The 24,356-nt window shown below is 67.8% G+C and carries 12 protein-coding genes; 6 read left to right on the top strand and 6 right to left on the bottom strand.

The window, feature by feature from the left end:
• Position 1 precedes the first annotated feature (1 nt).
• The 4 genes from BM244_RS05730 to BM244_RS05715 form a co-directional block, all read right to left on the bottom strand.
• Positions 2-985, bottom strand: coding sequence for an SPFH domain-containing protein (locus BM244_RS05730; RefSeq protein WP_093397920.1), 984 nt, complete (start codon positions 983-985; stop codon positions 2-4).
• Positions 986-1,009: 24 nt separating this feature from the next.
• Complete coding sequence (locus tag BM244_RS05725) at positions 1,010-1,735, bottom strand: NUDIX hydrolase (protein ID WP_093397919.1); 726 nt, start codon at positions 1,733-1,735, stop codon at positions 1,010-1,012.
• A 153-nt stretch (positions 1,736-1,888) separates the two neighbouring features.
• Positions 1,889-3,247: a DUF3999 family protein gene (locus BM244_RS05720; RefSeq protein WP_093397918.1), complete on the bottom strand. Its 1,359-nt coding sequence runs from the start codon at positions 3,245-3,247 to the stop codon at positions 1,889-1,891.
• Positions 3,244-6,144, bottom strand: a complete 2,901-nt coding sequence (locus BM244_RS05715; protein WP_093398155.1) for a DUF2339 domain-containing protein — start codon at positions 6,142-6,144, stop codon at positions 3,244-3,246. The genes BM244_RS05720 and BM244_RS05715 overlap by 4 nt, the downstream gene beginning before the upstream one ends.
• 410 nt (positions 6,145-6,554) lie before the next feature.
• Between BM244_RS05715 and BM244_RS05710 the strand changes: the two genes are divergently transcribed.
• Positions 6,555-12,299: an alpha-2-macroglobulin family protein gene (locus tag BM244_RS05710; protein ID WP_093397917.1), complete on the top strand. Its 5,745-nt coding sequence runs from the start codon at positions 6,555-6,557 to the stop codon at positions 12,297-12,299.
• A complete protein-coding gene (gene pbpC, locus BM244_RS05705) occupies positions 12,296-14,401 on the top strand; it encodes a penicillin-binding protein 1C (protein ID WP_093397916.1) in 2,106 nt (701 codons plus the stop codon). Before BM244_RS05710 ends, pbpC begins: the two co-directional genes overlap by 4 nt.
• A gap of 223 nt (positions 14,402-14,624) precedes the next feature.
• On the opposite strand, the gene BM244_RS05700 is transcribed toward pbpC, so the two are convergent.
• Together BM244_RS05700 and BM244_RS05695 are read right to left on the bottom strand one after the other, a co-directional pair.
• On the bottom strand, positions 14,625-15,821 hold the full coding sequence (locus tag BM244_RS05700) for a sensor histidine kinase (RefSeq protein ID WP_093397915.1): 1,197 nt from the start codon (positions 15,819-15,821) through the stop codon (positions 14,625-14,627).
• Positions 15,811-17,043: a sigma-54-dependent transcriptional regulator gene (locus tag BM244_RS05695; protein WP_093397914.1), complete on the bottom strand. Its 1,233-nt coding sequence runs from the start codon at positions 17,041-17,043 to the stop codon at positions 15,811-15,813. The genes BM244_RS05700 and BM244_RS05695 overlap by 11 nt, the downstream gene beginning before the upstream one ends.
• A 126-nt stretch (positions 17,044-17,169) precedes the next feature.
• On the opposite strand from BM244_RS05695, the gene BM244_RS05690 reads away from it, so the two are divergent.
• From BM244_RS05690 to BM244_RS05675, 4 genes are all read left to right on the top strand, one after another.
• Positions 17,170-18,453, top strand: a complete 1,284-nt coding sequence (locus tag BM244_RS05690; protein WP_254784281.1) for an efflux RND transporter periplasmic adaptor subunit — start codon at positions 17,170-17,172, stop codon at positions 18,451-18,453.
• A gap of 8 nt (positions 18,454-18,461) precedes the next feature.
• Positions 18,462-19,142, top strand: coding sequence for an ABC transporter ATP-binding protein (locus BM244_RS05685; RefSeq protein WP_031395714.1), 681 nt, complete (start codon positions 18,462-18,464; stop codon positions 19,140-19,142).
• 126 nt (positions 19,143-19,268) lie between these two features.
• Positions 19,269-21,686: an ABC transporter permease gene (locus BM244_RS05680; RefSeq protein WP_093397913.1), complete on the top strand. Its 2,418-nt coding sequence runs from the start codon at positions 19,269-19,271 to the stop codon at positions 21,684-21,686.
• An 11-nt stretch (positions 21,687-21,697) separates the two neighbouring features.
• Entirely contained in the window at positions 21,698-24,103 is a 2,406-nt protein-coding gene (locus BM244_RS05675; protein ID WP_093397912.1) for an ABC transporter permease, read from the top strand.
• Positions 24,104-24,356: the final 253 nt, after the last annotated feature.

The following is a 24,356-nucleotide window of genomic DNA, read 5'->3' as shown; positions in this document are numbered from 1 at the left end:
ATCAGCCTCGCGGCAGCGTGGCTACGTCGCGACGGAACTCGCCGAGCACGGTGGCCAGCAGGTCGGGCGTGATGTTGAGATGCTCGATCGTATCGAGCTTGCCCGCCAGCTCGCGCGCGGCGAGGCCCAGCATCACCGACGGCGGCAGGTCGCGATAGATCGTCATCCGCGCCTGCTCGGTCTCGGCCTTGGCGCTCTCGACGGTGCGGATCCGCTCCGCCTCGGCGGCGGCTTCGATCTGCTGCGCCTCTGCAAGACCGGTGGCGCGGTTACGGGCATTCTCCGCTTCCTGCGTGATCAACAGCATCTCGCGGCGGGCGAGTTCGGTCTTGTTGGCAAGCTCGTTCTCGGCGATTGCGCGCTCCTTCTCCACGGCCAGTGCGCGCCGCTCGAAGGTCGCCTGGTCGGCCTTTTGCTGCAACCCTTCGAAGGTCGGCGTCTGGAGCGCGCGCTCCAGTTCGCTCGACGGTGCGAGATTGGTAAGGCGGATCGTCGTCACCGCGATGCCGATCTCGGCGAGCGCGGGATCGCCCGCCAGGATCGTCTCGAGCTGGTGGCGCAGCGGCTCCGGCCCGCCATCGAGCAGCGCGCGGACCGGCGCCAGTGCCAGATATTGCAGCGCAGCCTGATTGACGAGGCCGGCAAGCCGCGTTTCGATGCGCTGGATCGGCTCGCTCTTGTAGGCGCCGGTGACCAGGCCGAGGCTGAAGTCGACGCGGGCGGCGAGCAGCTCTGGATCGACGACGTGCCAGGTCAGCGTGCCCTGGATCGCGACCGTCTGGAAATCCTGGCTGCGGCCTTTCACGAACAGCGCCATCTCGCGGTCGTCCATCGGCAGCTCGGCGATGCTGGCGGTTTCGGGGCGGAACCAGAAGACCAGCCCGCGCCCGCTCTGTCGGACCTTGCCGCTGCGATAGCGGATGATGTGATTGCTGGCGTCGCTGCGCAACTGTGCGATGAAGCCGATGTTCTTGATCGATGCCATGATCGTTCTCCTTCTGCTGTCCGGTCAGCCGCCGGTGCGGTGGCGATAGAGTTCGGCGGGGCGGAACGAGGCGCCGCTCTCGCGCTCGCCGGTCGGTTCGAGCCAGCCGCGGTCGAGCATGCGACGACGAAAGGCCGGCTTGTTGAGCTTCGTGCCGAGGATGGCCTCGTGCACGTCCTGGAGCGCGCGCAACGTGAAGCGCTCGGGCAGCAGCGCGAACGCCACGCCTGAATAATCGAGCTTGCCGCGCAGCCGCAGCATCGCCAGCCCGAGCATGTCGGCATGATCGAACGCCAGCGGCAGCGTCTCGCCATCGGCCGAGCGTGCCACCACCGGCCCGCCGGCCTCGCCGCTCCACGGTACCACGAGGTCCGCCAACGCCAAGTCCGGCGCGGCCTTCAGCGCTGCGGCGAAGTCCGCTTGTGGCAGCAGCGCGAAATAGGCGACGCTGATGATCCGGGTGCGGGGATCGCGAGCGACCGCGCCGAACGTATAGAGCTGTTCGATATACGCATCCTGCATCCGTGCCTTGCTCGCGAGCAGCCGGTGCGCGGCCTCGTCGAGGCTCTCGTCGATCGCGACGAAGCCGCCCGGCAGCGCCCATCGGCCAAGATATGGATGATCCTCGCGCTGCATCAGCAACGCGGCAGGCACCCCGTCGATCACGCTCATCAGAACGAGGTCGACCGCGACCGACGGCCGTTCGTACGCCGCGGGATCATAGGCCTGGAGAAATTCCCGTTCGCTCATGCATCACCCATATATGCAGGATACGTCTTACTAATATTCGAACTGTATATATGTCAAGCCCGCGCGCGTCGGGGCAAATACGGCAACGAAGAGGACGGCGTGCCAGGGGATGTCTGGACCCGGCACGCGCGCGCCGGTCCGCGAATGGCGCATCTACGAATTGCTGCTCCCTGGTTGCGCAGCGACACTGCGTTTCCAGAGAACCCATGCCATTGCGGCCAGCAGGGCAGTGGCGGCTAGTAGAAGACCCCACAGGAAGGTCTGGCGCCGTACGGCGGTCGCATCGTGCACCGGTGCAAGCCGCAGCACGAATTCCACAGCGGCGGTGGTGGCCGAGGGTACGGGACCGCCCGACGCCTGGCTCATCAGGGCTCCGGCCGGCAGGTAGACGTCGGGCGCGTTCGCTCGACCGCTTGTCAGGATATAGGGTGGTTTGCCCGCGGCGAGGAACAGGATTGCTCGGGAGGAAAATCCAAGCCGAACAGCGGGTGGTGAGGTGAAGCCGGTCGATCGCTGGTCTGCCTCGATCCGGACCGTGCGATACGCGCGCGCGTTCAGCGCGATACCGCGGGACGGGGTTGCCTCGGCGGTCGCGCGCGCGGCGGTCCCGGAGCCGATCAGCGTCCAAGGCTGTTCACGGTCGTCGCGACCAAAGACGCGAACGGGCACGAGCACGTCGTTGCCGGTCGTGATGATTCCGAGGGTATCGATCACGCTCGCCGACGGCCATTCGAATTCGACCGCGTGGGCGTCGCCGAGCGGCGGCAGCGACGCGGCGATCGACACGCTGGCCGCGGCAGCCGGCTGCATCAGCAGCGCCGCCTTTCGTATCGTCACCGGCGCCAGCAGCCGCGATGCTGCGCGCCATGTGACGCGGAGATAGTCGTGGTCCAGCACCGCGCCGCCGAGCTTGATCGCGATCCCCGCGGTGCCCGCAGTCCGGTAGACGACCTGTTCGCCAAGCGAGCGCCAATCCTGCAGGTCCGCGCTCGCTTCGACGGTGAAGGTCACCGGCTGCGCGCGCGGCACGTCCGCATCGAGCGTCAGCGTGTCCGCGCTTCCCGCGACCGTGCGGGCATCGAGCAGGATGCCGAGCATGATCGCCTCCACCGGCCGGCCGGATGGCGTGCCGTCGACTTGCGCGACACGCGCGTTGCCCGCGCCGTCGAGGCGGAGCGATACGCCGGTGACCGTCAATGCGTCGGCCGCACCCAGGATCGGGAGCGCGGACAGGTCGTAGCGCCTCGCGGGGCCAGCGGCGGCAGCGACGCGTGCGATCGGCATCGGCCGGCCAGCGGCATCGAAGACCCGGATATCCGAGAGAGTCGCGGTCCTTGATGCTGCAAGCACCGCGGCCGGCATCGTCAAGCGCTGCACGGTCGATCCGGGCGCGACGACGATTGGGATCCGGCGGGCATAGGACTGCGGATCATCGTTCGACCCCGCGGGGGCCGCGGCGATCAGCGCCACCACAGCCAGCGCAAGGCCGCCAACTTTACGGATGCTCCTCATGCCGCGACCTTCGCGTCGGCGGGCGGCACCTTGGGCGCCACCTTGGGCGGCAGTGGTGCGAGATAACCGACGACCAGCATCAGCACGCCGACCACGATGAACGCAATGATCCGTGCGCCGCCGCCCGCGGCGTTCAGATCGACCAGCAGCAGCTTGGCCACGGTCAGCGCAAGCAGTCCGGCGCCCACCAGCCACAGGCTCCGCTGTACGCGGCGAGACGCCAGCACCATCAACGCCAGCGCGAGCGACGTCCACAGGATCGCCAGCCCGGTCTGCACGACCACGCTGTCGAGCAGCGCGTCTCCGCTCCACGAGACCCCGAGTATGTGGTGCGCGAACCGCAGCCACACCGTGTTGACCACGACGAAGGCCAGCCCTGCGAGCGCGGCAAGCGTCGCGTTGCCGCGCAGAGCGGCGGATGCGGGCGGCATCGGCACCGCCGCCACGATCGTACGCCGCCAAAGCTCCAGCGCGGCTAGCGACAACCCTAGCGCCAGATCGACCGGGTTGAGCAGCGGCAGATAGGGCAGGGGGGCGGCATTGCCCGACGAGATCACCGCGGTCAGCAGAGCCCCGAGATAGACCAATGCCGCGATCGGGACCGCAGCATACCAGCCATAGGCCTGACCATGCCGATCGAGCGGCCAACGCGTTCCATTTGTCGGTCCTGCGGCGGCGGCCGCCGCCGGATTCCGCATCGCACGTCCCGCCCACATCGTCAGCGCGACTAGCACCGCCGTTATGGCGAAAAGCAGCGTTACTTCCGCCCAGGCGGTGTTCCACAGTCGCGCGTTTTCGATCGCAAACCACAGGCAGTCCGCCAGCATAGCGGTCGCAAACCACACGCCGCCGACATGAATGACGCCAAGCACCATGCGCAACTCGGCACCCTGCTGATCCCGGTCGTTGCGGTACAGCATCCGCAGGTGCAGCGAGATCGCGACGATCCAGAACACGCAATCGGGGATTCGCAGGACATGGCGCCCGCCGCCCGCCGTGGCGACGAACGTCAGCACCAGGGCCATCAACGTCGTGTAGCTGGGCCGGGTTGCGACGCTCCAGCGCCACCGCCGCCCGCCATACTGCGCGGCCCATGCGCTGCCGACGAAGGCGAGCAGCATCAGCAGCGGTTGCAGCCCCGGATCGAACGCCGGCGCGGTCGCGAGACCGGCAGCGCGCGGCGGCATCATGCGCGTGATGTCGGCGAACCATGCAACGCACCAGAAAAGGAAGCCGAACACGAACGCCGGCACAGCCAATGTCGCTTCGTATCCTGCATAGGCTTTCGCCCACCGCGACCCGCTGTGAGACAGCGGCTCGCGCAGCCACCACGCCGTCGCCAACCCTGCCAGCGCGATCAGCATTGCGCCGACAAAGCCTGGATTGGCGAGCGGAATGGCGGAGACATCTCCGGACATCTTGCCAAGGTAGATCAGCGCAGCCACGATCTGGAGCAGGATCCCGAACATTCGCGGCATCCACCGCGCCTGTCGCATCCCGACCCAGAATGCGCCCGCGCCTTCGAGCGCCCATGCGGCCGACGTCCAGCGTGCGCCGAGCGCCAACGGCACCGCCAGCGTGACGAAACCAATGCCGATCGCCAGCATCGCCTCGTTCATCACGCGGAACGTGTCGCGGCGATAGCGCATCGTCCAGGCTGCGACGCCTAGGTACAGCGCCGCAAAACCGATCGCGGCGAACGCGCTGCCGAACGGGCGATCATGGACCAGCCCGACCTGCAATCCGAAACCCGCCAGCGCGGGCCCGAACAGCAACGTCGTATCGACCACATTGCCAAGCCGCCCCGGCGTCGCTCGCGCATAGAGAACCGCGGTCGCGACGTAGATCAGCACCGATGCGATCAGGAAGCCCTGCGCGGCCACGAAGTCGGTCGGTTGATAGCTCGTCGTGCCCCATAATGTCGCCACGCCGAACGTGGCGAAGAAGCCGACCAGGTTGAGCACGCGCCATGCCTGTCGCTGGGCGATGAACAGGATCGCGAGGTTCAGGATGGTATAATAGGCGAACACCGCGACGATGGTGCCGCCGCCGCCCGCGAGCAACAGCGGCACCGCAAAGCCGCCCGCGAACGCGGTGACCGCGAGCGCTTGGGACCGCTGCAGCAACGCGAGCGTGCAGCCGAGTGCGCATACCACGATCATCAGCACGAACGCCGCCACGATCGGGAACAGCGCATACAGCTTGGCAGCGGCGAACAAGGTCAGATAGATCGTGGAGATTCCGCCGCCCTGCAGCGCCAGACCGAAGCCGGGGCGGCTCTCTCGCGTCCGGAAGCCGATCGCGAGCAGGGCGATGCCGATCGCGACGACCAACGCAAGACGCAGTTCGATGGGGAACAGCCCGGCCGAAGCCGCATAGCTTGCGAGAAAAGACAGGCCGACGAACAGGATGATCAGGCCGACACGAACGATCGTGTTGCCACCGAACAACCAATTCTTCGCTGCGGTAACGGCCGCTGTCACGGCAGCATTGACGACGCCCGGTTCTGCGGGGGCTGACGTTGCTGCAAACGCTGGATCGCGGCGAGGAGCCGCGTCGGTTTCGGGCCGTGGCGGCGTAGTCCAGGGACTTCGCGTGGCGACTGGCCCGGTTTCCTCGCCGGCGGCGCGCAATGCCGGTGGCAGGACGCCGTCGGCCGCGGGAGTTTCCTGTGTCGGCACGGCCGATCTTCCGATCTCGACGGGATCGCGCGCGATCAGGCTGTCGATCTGATCCTGCAGTGCCTGGGTCGCCTGCGCCACTTCGATGCGAATACCGCGTCGCAACCCCAAGCCGGCGACGAGGCCGATCAGCCCCCCGATCACAAGTCCGTACGTCTGAAAATCGGTGAAGACCCAGCCGGCCAACGCGCCGACAATCCCTGCCCAAACGATCATCGCCACACGCCCCCGCGCTCGGCATTCCTGCCAAGCTTGGCGTGTACATGCCGCACCTGTACCGATGGGTCTAGCGCGCTCGGGGTAAGACGGCTTGTGCGTTATCGCTTGCGAACAGGCATCATGTGGGGATCGCTACTCTGCCTTGAGCCTTTACCGCAATGCCTACAACGTGAGGGCGAGGATAATGAAGTCCTTGATTCTAGATAGTTTTCGGAAAAACTCGCCGATCGACTTGCAATGAATTTGAACAAAAACCGATCCAATTTGCACGGTCGGTTCGAAAAGCTGCCAATTGGTATGATAGCGGCCGCAAACGGGTCGAGAAGGCTATGCCGATTTTGATCAGCACCGGGTTTCGTCTGGACTAGCGCGTCCCTATCCGTATTCTGTAGGCGGGGAGAGCGGGCATGCGATTTACTAGACTGTGGGCTGCGCTTGCGATCGTCGTTGCCCCGGTTGCCGCGTTCGGCGGCGATACGCCGCACGTCACGCTTGCCACGCCCAACATCTCGGACGGCGCGATCACGCGTTTCACCGTGCGGTTCAGCGACGCGATCGTGCCGCTCGGCGATCCGCGTGCTGCTTCCCCGCTCAAGGTGGAGTGCGCGGTGTCGGGCGAAGGGCGCTGGGTCGATCCGCAGACCTATGTCTGGGACTTCGCGCAAGGCCTGCCCGGCGGCACCCGCTGCACGCTCGCGACGCGCGAGGGACTCAAGAGCGCGGCTGGCTACGGCGTCGACGCGGAGAGCTTCACCGTCGATGCCGGCGGTCCGATCGCCCGCGCGGTGCTGCCCGGCGAAGGCGATATCGAGGAGGACCAGGTGTTCCTGGTCGCCGCGAACATGCTCGCGACCCGTGAATCGATCGCCGCCAACGCCTATTGCGCGGTCGACGGGATCGGCGAGAAGATCGCGGTCGACGTGCTGGCGCCCGATTTGCCCGGCAAGCTGCTCGCCGGGTTGGGCAACAACTACTCGGTCACCAATTTCCTCGAAAGCGCCGGGCTGCCCAAGACGGTCCCCGCCGATACCGCATCGCGCCAGCGCGCGCTGGCCGGCATTACCGCGCTGAAATGCCGCCGCCCCCTGCCGCCGGGCCGCGACATGGCGCTGGTGTGGGGCGCGAACATCGCCAGCGCCGGGGGCAAGCTCGCCGGTGCCGACCAGCGGTTCGACTTCACCGTCCGCAAACCCTTCACCGCGCGCTTCGAATGCTCGCGCGTCAACACTGCGGCCGGCTGTAGCCCGGTCGAGAAGGCGTATCTGCGGTTCTCCGCACCTGTGCCGATGAGCGCGGCGACGCAAGTCCGCTTGACGCTCGCCGACGGTAAGTCGGTCGCGCCGGTGTTCAGCGACGAGGAGAAGACCCGCGCGACGATCGAGCAGGTCACGTTCGCCGCCCCGTTGCCCGTCGCGACGCGTGGGACGGTGGCGATCCCCGCCGACCTCAAGGACGAAAGCGGGCGTATCCTCGCCAACCGCGAACGCTTCCCGCTGGAGGTGAAGTTCGACGAAGCTCCGCCGCTCGTTAAGTTCGCGGCGGACTTCGGCATCCTCGAGGCGAAACAGGGCGGCGTTCTGCCCGTCACCGTCCGCAACGTCGAGCCTTCGCTGCAAGGCCAGACCGCGGGCATCGGCGGCCAGCGGCTGCGCGTGGGGGGCACCGACGGCGAGATCGCCGCGTGGCTGCGGCGCGTCGAGGATGCGGGCAAGACCGACTATCAGACGATCGAGCGCAAGGGGGCCGAGCCGCTCCAGATCAATCATACCGGCGAGAAGCCGCTGCTGTTTGGGAGCGGGGGCGGCGGTGAAGGTGACCCCTTCAAGCTCGACCTGCCGGGCAAGGGCAAGGATTTCGAGGTCGTCGGCCTGCCGCTCGGCAAGCCCGGCTTCTACGTCGTCGAACTCGCCAGCCCGACGCTCGGCCGTGCGCTGCTCGGTCGCGACGTGCCGCGCTACGTCGCGAGCGCCGCGCTCGTCACCGATCTTGCCGTGCATTTCGAATGGGGGCGCGATCGCTCGCTCGCCTGGGTCACGCGGCTGTCGACGGGCAAGCCGGTGGCGAACGCGGTGGTGCAGGTCAGCGACAGTTGTACCGGCAAGCCGCTCGCGCGCGGCGCGACCGACAAGAGCGGCGGGCTGATGGTCGCGCGCGGCCTTCCCGAACCCGAGACCTATGGCAGCTGCAAAGGCGAGGGCTCACCGCATCCGCTGATGATCTCGGCGCGTACTGGCGACGATTTCAGCTTCACGCTGACCGACTGGGGCGAGGGCATCCGGCCGTTTGATTTCGACCTGTCCTACGGCTATTCGGCGGCGACCGACATCATCCACACCGTGTTCGATCGCGCCTTGGTTCGCCAGGGCGAGACGATCCACATGAAGCATATCCTGCGTCGCCCGGACGCGCGCGGGTTCTCGTTGGCGCCGGGCTTTACCGGCACGCTCCGGCTGTCGCATCGCGGCTCCGACACGCAGTTCGAGATGCCCGTGACGATCGGCGCCAACGGTACCGGCGAGACGGTCTGGACCGCTCCGAAGGGCGCACCGATGGGCGATTACGACCTCGTCTTCGTCGTCGGAGACACCACAACCGAATCCACGCAGTCGTTCAAGGTCGACGAATACCGCCTGCCGACGATGCGCGCGAGCGTCACCGGGCCGAAGACCGCACTCGTCAAACCACGCACCGCTCAGCTCGATCTGTTCGCAGGGTATCTCTCGGGCGGCGGTGCCCCCGGCCTGCCGGTCGATGTCCGCATCGGCTGGTTCGCGCATAGTGCGACGCCTGTCGGCTACGACAAGTTCAGCTTCGGCGGCGAACCGATCAGCGAGGGCGTCAAGCCGCTCGACGGCGAAGGGGAGGATGCGAAGACGCCGTTGCCGCCGACCCAGATGTTGCCGGCGACGCTTGGCAGCGACGGCACGCGCCGGATGACGGTCGACATGCCGCAAACGCTGCCCGGCACGACCGATATGCAGGTCGAGATGGATTACCGCGATGCCAATGGCGAGACGCTGACCGCCTCGAAATCGATCCCGATCTACGCCTCGGGGGTGCAGCTCGGCGTCGCGACCGATGGCTGGATGATGCGCGCGGACGATCTGCGCCTGCGCTTCGTCGCGCTCGATACCGATGGCAAGCCGATCAAGGGGCAAAAGCTGTCCGTCGAATTCTACAATCGCCAGATCCTGACCGCGCGGCGGCGGCTGATCGGCGGGTTCTACGCCTATGACAACCGGATGCGGACGACCAAGCTGTCGGCCTCGTGCAGCGCCACCACCGATGCGCAGGGGCTCGCGCAGTGCAAGGCGGATCCGGGCGTCTCGGGCGAGATCTACGCGGTCGTGACCACCACCGATGCCGATGGCAACGTCGCGCGTGCGGTGAAGTCGGTGTGGCTCGCGGGGAACGACGACTGGTGGTTCGGCGGCGACAATGGCGACCGGATGGACGTCGTCCCCGAGAAGCTCGCCTATGCGTCGGGCGAGACCGCGCGGTTCCAGGTACGGATGCCGTTCCGCTCGGCGACCGCGCTGGTCAGCGTCGAGCGCGAGGGCGTGTTGTCGAGCTTCGTGACCGAATTGTCGGGCAAGGACCCGGTGATCGAGGTGCCGATGGACGCCGCCTATGCGCCCGACGTCTATGTCTCGGTGCTGGTCGTGCGCGGTCGCGTCGAGAGCGGGTTCTGGAGCTGGATCCACCGGATCGCGCGGACGCTGGGGCTGTCGGATACGCCGGAGGACGCAGCCGAGCCGACCGCGTTGGTCGACCTCGCCAAGCCCGCTTACCGCCTCGGCATCGCCAAGGTGAAGGTCGGCTGGGAAGGCCATACGCTCGCGGTCGCGGTCAAGGCGGACCGCGAGCGCTATGCGCCGCGGGGCACGGCCAACGTCGCGATCCAGGTGCGGAAGCCCGATGGCAGCCCGGCGCGTGAGGCCGATGTCGCGTTCGCCGCGGTCGACCAGGCGTTGCTGCAACTCGCGCCCAACGACAGCTGGAACATCCTCGACGCTATGATGGGCGATCGCCCGCTGTCCGTCCTGACCGCGACCGCGCAGATGCAGGTCGTCGGCAAACGGCATTATGGCCGCAAGGCACTCGAAGCGGGTGGCGGCGGTGGCGGTGGCGACCTGTCGGGGCTCAACCGCGAGAATTTCCAGCCGGTGCTGCTGTGGAAGGGGCATGTCCCGCTCGATGCGCAAGGGCGCGCGCGCGTCTCCGTGCCGCTGTCGGATGCGCTGTCGTCGTTCAAGCTCGTCGCGATCGCCACCGATGGGGCGCAGGCGTTCGGCACCGGCAGCACCGACATCCGCACCGCGCAGGATCTGTCGCTCTATGCCGGCATGCCGCCGCTGGTCCGCTCGGGCGATTTTTACGGCGCGCGGTTCACGCTGCGCAACGGATCGGATCGCGCGATGACAGTCACGGCGAACGTCGATGTCTTCCCGCGGATCGCGCAGGGCAAGCCGCTGACCGTCACTATTCCTGCTGGTGGTGCGGCACCGGTGGCATGGAACCTCACGGCGCCTGCGGGCGTCGATACGCTGCGCTGGACGGTGCGTGCCAGCAGCAACGACGGCCGCGCGACCGATCAGGTTACGGTGACGCAGGACGTCATCCCGGCGGTGCCGACCGAGATCTGGGCGGCGACGCTCGCTCAGGTCGGCGAGAATACGCTGATCCCGATCGCGCCGCCGATGGGGGCGCTGCCGGGTCGCGGCAGCGTCGACATCCGCCTTGCCGATACGCTGGCGCCGTCGCTCGCCGGGGTCCGCGACTACATGAGCCGCTATCCGTTCAACTGTTTCGAACAGCGGTTGTCGCGGATCGTCGTGCTTGGCGACACGGCGGGCTGGGCGGCGCTGGCGGGCGAGATTCCGACCTATCAGGCGCCCGATGGCCTGCTGCGCTACTTCCCCGGCGACAGCCTGCAGGGGTCGGAGGCGCTGACTGCCTATGTCCTGTCGATGACGGGCGCGGCGAACCTGTCGCTGCCGCCGGTCCAGCGCGCGCGGATGATCGAGGCGATGAAGGCGGTGCTCGACGGGCGCTTGCGACACGAGGATTACGGCGATGTCCGCCTGACCAAGGTCGCGGCGCTGGCGGCGTTGGCGCGGCAGGGCGAGGCGACGGCAGCGATGCTCGGCCAGATCGGCATGACGCCCGCCGAGATGCCGACCGCGAGCCTCGCCGACTATATTACCGCGCTGACGGCGATTCCCGGCGCGTCGACCGAAGCGAAGGCGCAGGCCGAGGCGGTGTTGCGCACCCGCCTCGTGTTCGAGGGCACGCGGCTCGATCTGTCGGACTCGGCCAACGCGTCGTGGTGGCTGATGTCGTCGGCCGACGAGGCGGCGAACAAGGCGACCGCGGCGGTGCTCGGGCGGCCGGGTTGGCAGGACGATGCGCCGCGCCTGATGGTCGGCACGGCGTTGCGCCAGTCGCGCGGGCATTGGGATACGACCACCGCCAACGCCTGGGGTGCGATCGCCGCGCGGCGTTTCGCGCAGGTCTATCCGGCGCAGGCGGTCACGGGGACGACGCTGCTGTCTTACGCAGGGCGTAGCGTCGCGCGTGGCTGGCCGCTGGCGGAACCCGCGCGGACGATATCGTTCCCGCTCGCCGCTGCCGGACCGCTCCGATTGGCGCAGAGCGGCGGGGCGGGGCCGTGGGCGACCGTGTCGATCTCGGCGGCGGTACCGCTGCGGCAGCCGCTGTTCGCCGGCTATCGCCTGACGCGGAAGGTCGACGTCGTGCAGGTGCGTACCGCAGGGCGGCTGACGACGGGCGACGTTCTCCGCGTGACGCTGTCGGTCGAGGCGACCGCCGAGCGCAACTGGGTCGCGATCAGCGATCCGGTGCCCGCCGGCGCGACCGTGATCAGCGATCTCGGCGGCCAGTCGCAACTGCTCCAGCAGGGCGGCGCGGCAGATGGTGAGGGTGGCGGTCCAAGCTACGTCGAACGCGGCCGCGATACGTGGCGCGCCTATTTCGCCTGGCTGCCCAAGGGGACCACCACCGTGACGTACACGGTGCGGCTCAATGGTGCGGGCCGGTTCCAGATGCCGCCAAGCCGGGTCGAGGCGATGTATTCGCCGTCGATCCGCGCCGCGGTGCCGAACCAGACGATGGTCGTCGCGGATCGATGAAGCAGCGCGCGGCGCTTGCCGGACTGCTGGTGCTGATCCTCGCCGCGGTGGGGTTCGACTGGGCGACGTTCCCGCCGCCCCTGCCGGGCTATGCGCAGGTCCGCGCTGCGTGGAAGCCGTCTGAGGCGTGGCTGTACGATCGCCACGGCGTGCTGATCGACAGCGCGCGCGTCAATTTCGCCGCGCGACGGCTGGCGTGGGTACCGCTCGACCAGATCGCCCCGGTCGTGCCCGCCACCGTCGTCGCGGCGGAGGACGCCCGCTTCCGCAGCCACGGCGGCGTCGACTGGCTGGCGATCCTCGGGTCGATCCGGTCGCGGGCGAAGGGCGAGCGGGGCAGGGGTGCGAGTACGCTGTCGATGCAGGTCGCGGCGTTCCTGTCACCGACGCTGGCGATGCCCGGCGCACGCGGTTGGCGCGACAAGCTCCGCCAGATGCGCGCGGCTCGATCGCTCGAGATGACGTGGAGCAAGGACCAGATCCTCGAGGCATACCTGAACCTGGCCCCGTTCCGCGGCGAGGCGCAGGGGATCGGCGCGGCGGCGCTGTCGCTGTTCGGCAAGACCCCCGCGGCGATGGCGCGCGACGACGCGTTGCTGCTGACCGCGCTGTTGCCCGATCCGCAGGCGCCAGCTCCCCGCATCGCCGCGCGGGCTTGCCGATTGGGGGGCGTGGGCGATTGCGCTCGGTTCGCCAGCGAGGCCGCGTCGATGCTCGGCCCGGTGCGGACGCTCGCGCTCAATCCGGGGCTCGCGCCGCATCTCGCCGATCGCCTGCTGACCAAGCCCGGCCTGCGGATCACCACCACGCTCGACGCCGCGCTCCAGCGCACGGTCGCCGCCGCGCTGCGTCGCCAGCTGCTCGGGCTCGGTGGATCGCGCGCGCGCGACGGGTCCGCGGTGGTGATCGACAATGCGACCGGCGACGTCCTCGCCTATGTCGGCGGGATCGGGGGTGCCTCGACCGCGCCGGCGGTCGACGCCGCCAACGCCTATCGCCAGGCCGGGTCGACGCTGAAACCGTTCCTCTACGCGCAGGCGATCGAGCGCGGCTACCTGACCCCGGCGTCGGTGCTCGACGATTCCCCGGTGCAGCTCGATACCGCGTCGGGGCTGTACGTCCCGCAGAATTACGATCGCGGGTTCAAGGGGCGCGTGTCGGTGCGCAGCGCGCTGGCAGGGTCGCTTAACGTGCCCGCGGTGCGGACGCTGCTGCTGGTCGGGGTCGAGCCGTTTCGCGATCGGCTCTGGGATACAGGCTATCGTGGGCTCGTCGAGGACGGCGATTATTATGGGTTCAGCCTCGCGCTCGGATCGGCCGAGGTGACGCTGCTCGAACAGGCTGACGCGTACCGGTCGCTCGCGAATGACGGCCGCTGGTCCCCGCTGCGGCTCACCGCCGATGCGCCCCACGTCGCCGCTCGTCCGGTCACGACGCCAGCCGCCGCCTGGATCGTCGCCGATATGATGGCCGATCCCAACGCCCGCGCCGCCACCTTCGGCCTGGACTCGGCACTGCGCCTACCGTTCTGGACCGCGGTGAAGACGGGCACTTCGAAAGGCATGCGCGACAATTGGTGCGTCGGATTCTCGCGCCGCTACACGGTCGCGGTCTGGGTCGGGAACGTCGAGGGCGATCCGATGCGCGCGGTCTCGGGCACCAGCGGCGCGGCGCCGGTCTGGCGCGACGTGATGCTGGCGCTCGGACGCGACGACGAACGCGGGCCGCCCATGCCCGCCGGCGTCGAACACCGCCGCATTGCGTTTGCCGACGCGATCGAGCAGCCCCGCATCGAATATTTCCTCAGCGGCACCGGCCAGTCGCTGATCGCCGCGGCGCCAGCCACCGCCCGCCGCGCGCGGATCGTCAACCCCGCCTCGGGCAGCGTCTACGCGATCGACCCCGACATCCCCGCCGACCGCCAGCGCCTCGCGATCGAGACCACCGGCGACGTCCGCGCGCACCACGTCTTCCTCGACGATCGCGACCTCGGCCCCGCCGCGCAGCAACTGCTGTTCTTCGCCCCGCCGGGGCGCCACCGGTTGAGCCTCGTCGATCTAGCGGGTCATGCGACGGATCAGGTCATCGTCACGATCCGGTAAGCCTCGGGTAAATCCATGGTGGTTCAGTCTGTATTCTGAGCGCGGCCTCGCTGACGGCCCTGCAAATTACGCGAAGGTCGACTTCGCTGCGTGCGTGTGATCGCGAGACCGGAAGATGAATGAACGGCGGGTTCCGGGATGCGCCTGAGCGGGTGTAAGCGTCCGCATCTGGCTCTTCCGATTTGATTGATGTGTTCAAACATTGGTATTTGCCGACGCCTGTTCAGCTGGTCGGACCGGAGGGCACCGTGCCGTCGAACCGCGTTTTACCGGGTAGAGAATGTGCGAGGCTGAGATCGCCGTCGTGACCGCGGAAGATCTGCCGGGCGAGCGCCAGGCCCACGCCCGTACCCTCCGTCTTGGTGGTGAAGAAGGGGCGGAAGATGTCGGCCTGGTTGTCGGCCGAAATACCGGGGCCGGTGTCCATCATCGTGAACTGGGTTTGGCCGACAAAGGCGGAGACGGTGAGTGTGACCCGTGCATCAGGCGAACTCCGCAACGCCTCGGCCGCGTTCTGCAACACCGCCCAGAGCGCCGCGGTCAACTGATCCGGGTCGGCCAGTATAGTGGCCGGTGCCTCAAGGAGATCGGTCGTAAATGGGATCGTCGGCCATCTCGTTGTAAACAGCGCTGCCAGATCGCTGACGAACCCGGCCACGGGGATGCGCTCCAGCGAGGGAACGGGCAGCCGCGCCAATGCACGGTAGCTTTCGCCGAACCGGTGCAGGCTGGCGGCGCGACGCGCGACGGTCTCGACCGCGTCGCGCACCTTGGGCAGCATCGGGTGCGGATCGTCGAGCATCGCCACTGCGGTCTCGGCGAGCGAGGCGATCGGGGTAAGGGCATTGACGATCTCGTGGCTCAGGACCTGGACGAGTTCGCGCAATGCGGCGGCCTCGGCGGCCTTCAGTTCGGCGTCGATGTCGATCAGCGCGCCGATCCGCGTCATCCGCCCTGCGAGCGCGAGGTCGCCGGTGGCCAGCGCGAAGCTCCGGATGTCGGCGTCCTGCCCGATCTCGATCGTGGCGGTGCGGCCGGGGCGGGTGTCCGCGAGCGCGGAAACGAGCCCCTCGGGCGGATCGGCGACCAGATCGCCTGCGCCGAGCAATCGCCGCGCGGCACGGTTGACGGCGCGCAACCGGCCGTCGTCGAGCGCGACCAAGGGCGCAGGCGACAGATCGAGATAGGCGTTCAGACGGCGCCGTTCCTCGTCTCCGGCAGACGGGGTCGGGATGGGTGGCGCCGGCATCGGCGAGCGCTGACCAGCGTCGACCAGGTCGAGTGCAGCGATCCAGATCACGATCATCGCCGCCAGGAGCGCGGTGGCGTACAGACCGCGTGTGGCCGCAACCGCACCACCGGCGCCGGCCGCAGCTATCACCAGCGCGCGTACCACCGCACGCACCCGGTCAGAGGCCATAGCGTGCCATCCGCCGATAGAGCGCCGCACGGGTCAGTCCAAGCTGTGCGGCAGCGCGGCTGACGTTGAAGGCATGGCGCTCGAGTGCCGCGGTGATTAGCGTTTCCTCGTTGCGCGCGAGCGACAGATCGGGGGCGAGCGATTGCGGCTCCGCGGTGCCGGGTGAACGCAGCAGGTCGCCAATCGCGTAAGTCTCGCCATCGCCGAGCAGCACCGCACGTTCCATCGTCTGGCGCAGGCCGCGGACGTTGTCGGGCCAGCGATCCGCCGCGATCGCCTGCACTGCGTCCACATCGAGTGGTCCGAGCGGCTTGCCGTGACGGTAGGCGAACAGCGCAAGGAAATGACGTGCGAGCAGCACCGCATCGCCCGCGCGATCGACGAGCGGCGGGAGGGCGATTTCGATCGTTCCGACCCGGTCGAGCAAATCTTCGCCGATCGCCCCCCGAACGCCGGTGCGATCCAGTCGCGTGGTCGCGATGACGCGGATGCCGTCGAGCGCTGACAGGAGAACGCCGTTGAGCGCACGAGGCAGGCGGTCGATATGGTCGATCACCAGCAACCCACCAGCGGCCGCCGCCGTTTGCTGGGCGATGACGGCGGCGTCCGCGGCCTCGGCGTCCACCGTGATGAGCGGCAGGCTGGCGTGGGGCGAGGCTTGATGAACCAGTCGGGCGATCAGCGTCTTGCCGGTACCCGCAGCGCCGTGGATCAGGATCGGGGCCGCGGTGGGCGCGACGCGAGCGACCAGGTCGCGGACGCGTGCGATCCCGGCGCTTTCGCCGAGAAGGATGCCGTCATGGACCGGCGGTGTCGCCGCTGTCTCCAGCTTCGCGCGGCGCAGCGCCAGCCCGCGCTCCACCGTGGTCAGCAGGCGCTCGTTGTTCCAGGGCTTGATCACGAAATCGGTCGCGCCGCTGCGCATCGCCCTGACAGCGACCGCAATGCCGCTATGCCCCGTGACGACGATGACGACGGCGCGCGCGTCCGCCGCGATCAGCCGGTCGAGCATCGCGAACCCCTCCTCGCCGGTGGTCCGTCCGCGCGCGAAATTGAGGTCGAGCAGGATGACGTCGATCGGTTCGCCCGCGAGCAGCACCCAGGCCGCCTCCGGGTTCGCCGCGGTCGAGACGCGCATGCCGTGCCGTTCGAGCAGCAGCCGCGCGGCCTTGGCGATGTCGGGATCGTCGTCGATGACCAGGATATGCGATTCGGTTGACATGGCCGTCATAGTGTCCGGAAACGGACAGTTGGTACAGTCGGGTACGCGCTTCAGCCACGGGGCGCAGAATTATGCAGCAATGACAGTAGCTTAGGATCTGGTCGATCCGTCCCGTACACTGTCCGCATGATAGAGACGACCCTGCCTGGAACTGGCGCCGCGATGGACCGGCGTATCGAGCGTCCGCACGCCCGGCGGCGCAAGCTGATCGTGCGCGGTGCGCTTGTACTTTTGGTGGTGGCTGCGGCGGTGCTGCTGTGGGTGCTGATGCCCGGCGCCAATGCGCTGACCGTCGACGCCGCCGCGATCCGCACCGGCGACGTGGTGCGCGCGCCGTTCCGCGATTTCGTGCCGCTCCGCGCAGAGGTCGCGCCCTTGCGCACCGTATTCGTGACCGCGATTTCGGGCGGACAGGTCGCGGACCTTGCCGCCAGTGACGGCGCGATGGTCGCGGCCGGCACCCCCCTCGCGCGGCTGTCCAATCCGTCGCTCGAACTCGACGTGGCCAGCCGTTCGGCGGAGATCGTGGGGCAGTTGAGCGCGATCAGCGGCCAGCGTTTGTCGGTCCAGAACACGCGGCAGGACGGCGCACGCGATCTGGCCGAGGCCCGCAACGCGCTGTCCAAGGCGCGCACGTTGCTCGCGCAGAAGCAGGTGCTGTTCGACCGGGGGATCATCACGCGCGCTGCGATCGATCCGGTGCGCGAGGATGTCGGGTATCAGCGGGCGCGGGTTGCTGCGCTCGATCGCGGGACCGCCGAAGCCGGCGCTACGCTGGCGGATCAGTCCTCCGGCATCGCCGCGACCGCGCGGCAGTTGCGCGAGAGCCTCGCGATGGTCCGCGCGAGCCTTTCCGCGCTGGTGCTGCGTGCGCCCGTCGCGGGACGGCTTACCGCCTTCACGCTGCAGCCCGGGCAGACGCTCAAGGCCGGCGATCCGGTCGGGCAGATCGACTCCGAGGGACAGTGGAAACTGACCGCCGATGTCGATCAATTCTATCTCGGGCGCGTCCGCGCGGGGCTCGTCGCAGTCGCCGATATCGACGGGCGCAGCTATCCGATGTCGGTCATCAAAATCCTGCCGCAGGTGACCGAAGGCCGGTTTCGCGTCGAACTCGGCTTTCGCGGTGTGGCGCCCACGGGGCTGAATCGCGGCCAGACGCTCGACGTGCGGCTCGTATTGGGTGCGGACCGGCCCGCGGTGGTCGCACCGTCGGGCGGCTGGCTCGATGCGGCCGGTACCACCGCGTTCGTGCTCGACGGGAACGCGAAGGCCGTCCGGCGGGCGATCGTCACCGGCCGACGCAATCCCGATCAGGTCGAGATCGTCTCCGGCCTCGCGCCCGGCGAGCGGATCGTGACCACCGCGCTCGGCACCTACACGCCCTTCCAGACCCTCCTCATCCGATAGGATTCGATATGATCCAGTTACAGGACCTCAGCCGCACCTATGCCTCGGACGAAATCGAGACGACGGCGCTCGGCGGCATCGATCTCGCAGTCGAGGCGGGCGAGTTCGTCGCGATCATGGGGCCGTCGGGGTGCGGCAAATCGACGCTGCTCAACATCATCGGCACGATCGACCGGCCCACGGACGGACGGTATCTGTTCGAAGGGGCCGACATCGCGCGCGCGCCCGAAGCCGAACTCGCAAAGCTGCGGCGAGACCGGCTAGGCTTCGTGTTCCAGAGCTTCAACTTGATCGACGAGCTGACGATCGCCGAGAACGTCGCGCTGGGTCTCGCCTATCGCACGATGCCCGCGCGCGAGAAGAAGGACCGCGTCGCGGCGGCGATGGACAGGGTCGGCATCGCGCATCGCCAGCGTCATCACCCGCATCAATTGTCGGGCGGCCAGCAACAGCGTGCCGCGATCGCCCGCGCGATCGTCGGCGAGCCGCGGTTGATCCTCGCCGACGAGCCGACCGGCAACCTCGATACCGAGAACGGCGCGCAGGTGATGGACATCCTCGGCCAGCTGAACGCCGAGGGCGCGACGATCGTGATGGTCACGCACAGCCCGTCGCACGCCGATATCGCCAAGCGCACGGTGCACATGCTCGATGGCCGCATCCTGTCGTCGGCAAGGCGGGCGGCATGATGCGCCGCTCGCTCCAGATGCTCGTGCTGATGCTGCTCGTGATGGTCCTCGTCCGCCATCTCGCCGCGACCACGTCCGGTTCCAAGCCCGGCCCCGATACCGCAAGCGACGCCTGAAGGAACCGCCATGTCCGCGCTCACCAGCCTCTATCGGTCGCTCGCCCATCACCGCTTGTTCGCGCTCCTCAACATCGGTGGATTAGCGCTGGGGATCGCGACGTTCCTCGTGCTGTTCCTCTTCGTTCGGTTCGAGACCGGGTACGACCGCGTATTGCCGCAGCAAGACCAATTGTGGGTGATGGAAGAACGCTATGTGATGCCGGGCTATCCGGCGGACACCAATCCGAACACGATGGGCAGCGAACTCAAGATCCTGCAGGCGGATTACCCGCAGCTGGTCGGGACGCGCTACATGAACATGGCGGCGACGGTGCAGCAGGGCGGGCAGGCGACGGCCGAGGATTTGGGCACGGTTGACCCGAACTTTTTCGATCTCATGCGCTTTCCCGCGGTCGAGGGGAATCCAGCGGCGACGCTCGCCGATCCGAACGGCCTGGTGGTCACGCAGAAGACCGCGCGGAAATATTTCGGGAGCCAGTCGGCGATCGGCCGGACGCTGCAACTGTCGATCGATGGAACGACCTATCCCTACAAGGTCGGGGCGGTGCTGCGCGACATGCCCGACGACGTCACCTTCAAGAGCGAGATGTTCGCGCAAATCTCACGGACTCGCTTCGGCAACGAATGGTGGGAGCACTGGGGCAGCGCGTCGCTGACCACGTTCCTGCGGTTTCCCGATGCGGTGGCAGCGCGGGCGTTCGAGGCGCAATTGCCTGCCTTTCTCGATCGCCACGCCTATGCCGGGGGCAATCTGAAGAAAGGCGAGTATTTCCAGTCGCTGCGGCCGCTGACCGCGATGCATCTGTATAGTCCGGGCGATCGCGCGATCGTCACGACCTTGGGGGCGGTCGGGCTGCTGACGCTGCTGATTGCGATCGTGAACTACGTCAATCTGGCGACCGCACGCGCCGGGTTGCGCGCGCGTGAAGTGGCGATGCGCAAGGTGCTGGGCGGCACGCGGCGGTCGCTCATCCGCCAGTTCTTGGGCGAGGCGTTGGCGACGGTCGCTGTGGCGGCGCTGATCGGGCTCGCGCTGGCCGAGACCGCGCTGCCGTTCGTCAACGCGCTTGGCGGAACGACGCTGGCGATCCGCTACGTCGGATGGGACGGCGTCGTCCTGCCGCTGGTCCTGCTGGTCCTGGGCATAGCACTGGTCGCGGGGCTGTATCCCGCGTTCGTGCTGTCGGGGTTTCGCCCTGCCGCGGTGCTCGCCTCGACGCGCGCGCCCGGTGGTGGGCGTAGCGGCACGAGGCTGCGAAGCGCGCTCGTCGTCGTGCAGTTCGCGATCGCGATCGCATTCGCCATCGCTACCGGCGTCATGCTCAGCCAGACCGAGCATATTCGTGACGCCGATCTCGGGTTTCGTCGCGACGGGTTGATGATCGTCCGCTCGCTGATGACCGGCGGGATCGATTCACCACAGCGCGCGGCGATCCTGCGCAGCCTCGCGGCGGCACCGGGCGTCACCGGCGTCACCGTCGCCAACAATGCCCCGGGCGACCAGAGCACGACCAATTTCTCGGGATACAGCCGCGCAGGCGCGTCGGGCAGCAAGATATCGTTGATGGATGTCGGCACCGGCCGCGACTATTTCCGCGTGTACGGCGCGCGCCTGGTCGCGGGGCGCTTGTTCGACGCCGCGCACGCCGACGACCGCGGCCTGTTGACGCTCGCCGAACGCAAGCGGGCAGGGCCGAACGTGGTGATCAACCGGACGGCGGTGACCGCGCTGGGCTTTGCGTCGCCGGCCGCGGCACTGGGGCAGGCGATCAACGACGGCGAACGGGACTCGATCATTATCGGCATAGTCGACGATCTGCGCTTCAGGAGCCCGCGCGATGCCGTCACCTCGGTCGCCTACACCTACAACACCGTCGATATCCTCTCGCCGTTCGCGGCGGTGCGCTATGCCGGCCGCGATGCGAAGACGATGATGGCGGCACTCGAGGCGGCGTGGAAGCGCGTCGTTCCCGGCGTTCCGTTCGAGGCGCGCTCGGTCGAGGACAATCTGTACCAGCGCTATTACAAGGCGGATGCGCAACGCTCGCGGCTGTTCACGATCGGTGCGGTGCTGGCGATACTGATCGGCTGCATCGGGCTCTACGGCTTGGCGGCGTTCGACACCGCGCGGCGGGTGAAGGAGATCGGCATCCGCAAGACGCTCGGCGCCTCGACCGCCGAGGTGTTGCAGCTGTTGATCGGCCAGTTCCTGCGCCCCGTGATCCTCGCCAACCTCGTCGCGTGGCCGCTCGCCTATGTCGCGATGCAGCGCTGGCTAGGCGGGTTCGACGACCGCATCGCGCTGTCGCCGCTGTTCTTCGTCGGCGCCTCGCTCGCCGCGGTGCTGATCGCGAGCGGCACGGTCTTCGGGCAGGCCTGGCGCGTCGCCCGCGCCGAGCCCGCGCGCGCGCTGCGCCACGAATAGGGGGCCGGTCGATGTCCTCAGCCTTCCTGACGTTGTACCGTTCGCTTACCCGCCATCGGCTATACGCCATCCTCAACATCGGCGGGCTCGCGCTCGGCATCGCGGTGTTCCTGGTACTGATGCTGTTCGTCCGGTTCGAAACCAACTACGACCGCGCGCTGCCGAAATGGGAGCGGGTCTGGACGATCGGGCGTACGATCCAATTCCCAGGCAACCCCGAGGTGCAAATCCCGTCTTCGCCTATACTGTCCGGGCAATTGGCGGCTGCGTTCCCCGATCTCGTCGCGGCGCGGATGACGCCCTACGACACAGCGACGGTGCTGACCGGGAATACGAGCACCACGCGCAAACTGGCATTGGTCGACCGCGATTACTTTCGGATTTTTCCGTTTCCCGTCGTCGAGGGCGATACCGCGAGTGCGATTGCCCGCCCGGATGGTATTGTCGTCACCCAAAGCGTCGCGGAGGCGTATTTTGGCAGAGCAAGCGCCCTTGGACGGACGCTTACGGTTGCGATCGATGGGAAGGCGCGCACCTACCGCGTCGGGGCAGTGATCGCCGACCTGCCGCAGAACCAGACATACGCCAGTGTCCTGTTCGCGGCGATCCCGGCCGAACTCACCGACGATTCCCGATCTACCAGTAATGGTGTCGTAACGTTCCTGGCACTCCCCAATTCCGCGATGGCGGACCGGATCGGAGCATTCATGCGGCGCCATCCCGATCCCGCGTTCAATCCCGACGCGCGTCAATTCCTGAAAGAAGGCATCGTGCCGCTCGCCGGGCGCCATCTTGCCGGCAACGGGGTCGGCACGGTCGTCGCCGTGCTGGGCGGAATGGGGGGCGTCGCGCTGCTGCTGGCGGTGGTCAATTACGTCAATCTGGCGACAGCGCGCGCAGGGTTGAGGGCACGGGAAATTGCGATGCGCAAGGTGGTCGGTGCGACCCGGCGGATGCTGATCGGGCAATTGCTCGGCGAGGCACTGGCGGCCGTGACGCTGGCGGCGTTGATCGGGCTGGCGCTTGCCGAGATTGCGCTGCCGTTCGTCAACGCGATTGGCGGCACCGACTTGTCGATCACCTATTGGGGGGCGGGATCGATCCTGCCGCCGCTCTTCGCCACGATCGTGCTGGTGACGTTGCTAGCAGGGTTCTATCCGGCATTCGTGATATCCCGGTTCCTGCCTGCGGGAGTGCTCGCCGCGGCCCGGACCCCCGGTGGCGATCGCGCGAGCCCAGGACTACGCAAGGCATTGGTGGTGACCCAGTTCGGCATCGCGGTCGCGCTGATGATTGGGACTGCGGTTTTGTTCGCTCAGACGCGGCACGTTCAGCAGGCGGATATCGGCTTCGGGCGAGACGGCCTGATCATGCTGAGCGGTTACGGCGACGCCGCGCTGGATTCGGGGCAACGTGCCCGGCTGCTCGACGCGATGCGCAAGACGCGCGGGGTTGCGGGTATCACGACGAGCGGCGTCGTCCCCGGCGGCGGCACGTTCGCAATCGCTAAGATGAAACGCGCCGGGGCGATCGGCGAGCCGCCGATGATCGTCCAGGCTATGGTCGGCGAGCAGTTCTTCGACACGTACCGAGCCCGTCTGCTGGCCGGTCGGATCTTCGATGCGGATCGGTTCGCGCTGGACGTTGGCAACAGCGGCACCGCGAGCAAGGCCGTTGCGGGCAGGGTAGCGAACATCGTGCTCAACCGTACTGCCGCTCGGCGCTTGGGGTTCGAGCAAGCCGACGAGGCGATTGGCCAGCTCGTTTCGCTCGATAGCACGACGGTAAGGATCGTCGGTGTGGTCGCCGATATGCGCTTCGGGACGCCGCGCGAGCCGGTCGAGGCGTTTGCCTATAGCTATCGGCCTGGCGGTGGCTATCGCGCCGTCGTGGTGATCCGCACCTCGGCCGATCCCGCAACCGTCTTGGGACGTCTGGAAACGACGTGGCGCCGCATCGCGCCAGCGGTTCCGCCAGCGGCCACGACGGTCGACCAGAAACTGTACGATTCCTATTATCGCCAGGACGTCCAGCGGTCGCGGTTGTTTACGGCCGGCGCGGTGCTGGCGGTCGCGATCGGATGCCTCGGGCTCTATGGCCTGGCCGCGTTCGATACGATGCGGCGCGTCAAGGAGATCGGTATCCGCAAGGTGCTGGGGGCCTCGACCAGCGACGTGATGCGACTGCTGCTGGTTCAGTTCCTCAAGCCAGTCCTCCTGGCGAACGTGATCGCGTGGCCGATCGCGTGGTTCGCGATGTCGCAATGGCTGAGCGGGTTCGACGACCGGATTGGGTTATCGCCCGACTATTTCGTGGGTGCCAGCGTGCTGGCGTTCGTCATCGCGACGGCGACGGTTGCCAGCCAGGCATGGCGCGTCGCACGGGCCGAACCCGCGCGGGCGCTGCGCGAGTTCTAGGAGACTGAGGCAGGCGGGCTTGATGCCGGTGCGCAATGGCATGCCCAATTAGCCAACCACCGTGACGCAACCGGTCTGATGGAGGTAAGCGACTGGACGAGGTACAGGTCGAAAGAGTCAGGCTCAGCGCGGCGTGAAGATGAATGAGTGTCTCAAGTTGGGGAGGCGGTAGGGCACCTTGAATGTCCGAGGTATGAGTCGAACCCGCCAACGCGCGAGAAGTACAGCGCCCGAACATGCCAAACATATCGGA

Source organism: Sphingomonas sp. OK281 (assembly GCF_900115295.1).
GTDB lineage: Bacteria > Pseudomonadota > Alphaproteobacteria > Sphingomonadales > Sphingomonadaceae > Sphingomonas.
This window is presented reverse-complemented; position numbering and strand designations above follow the sequence as displayed.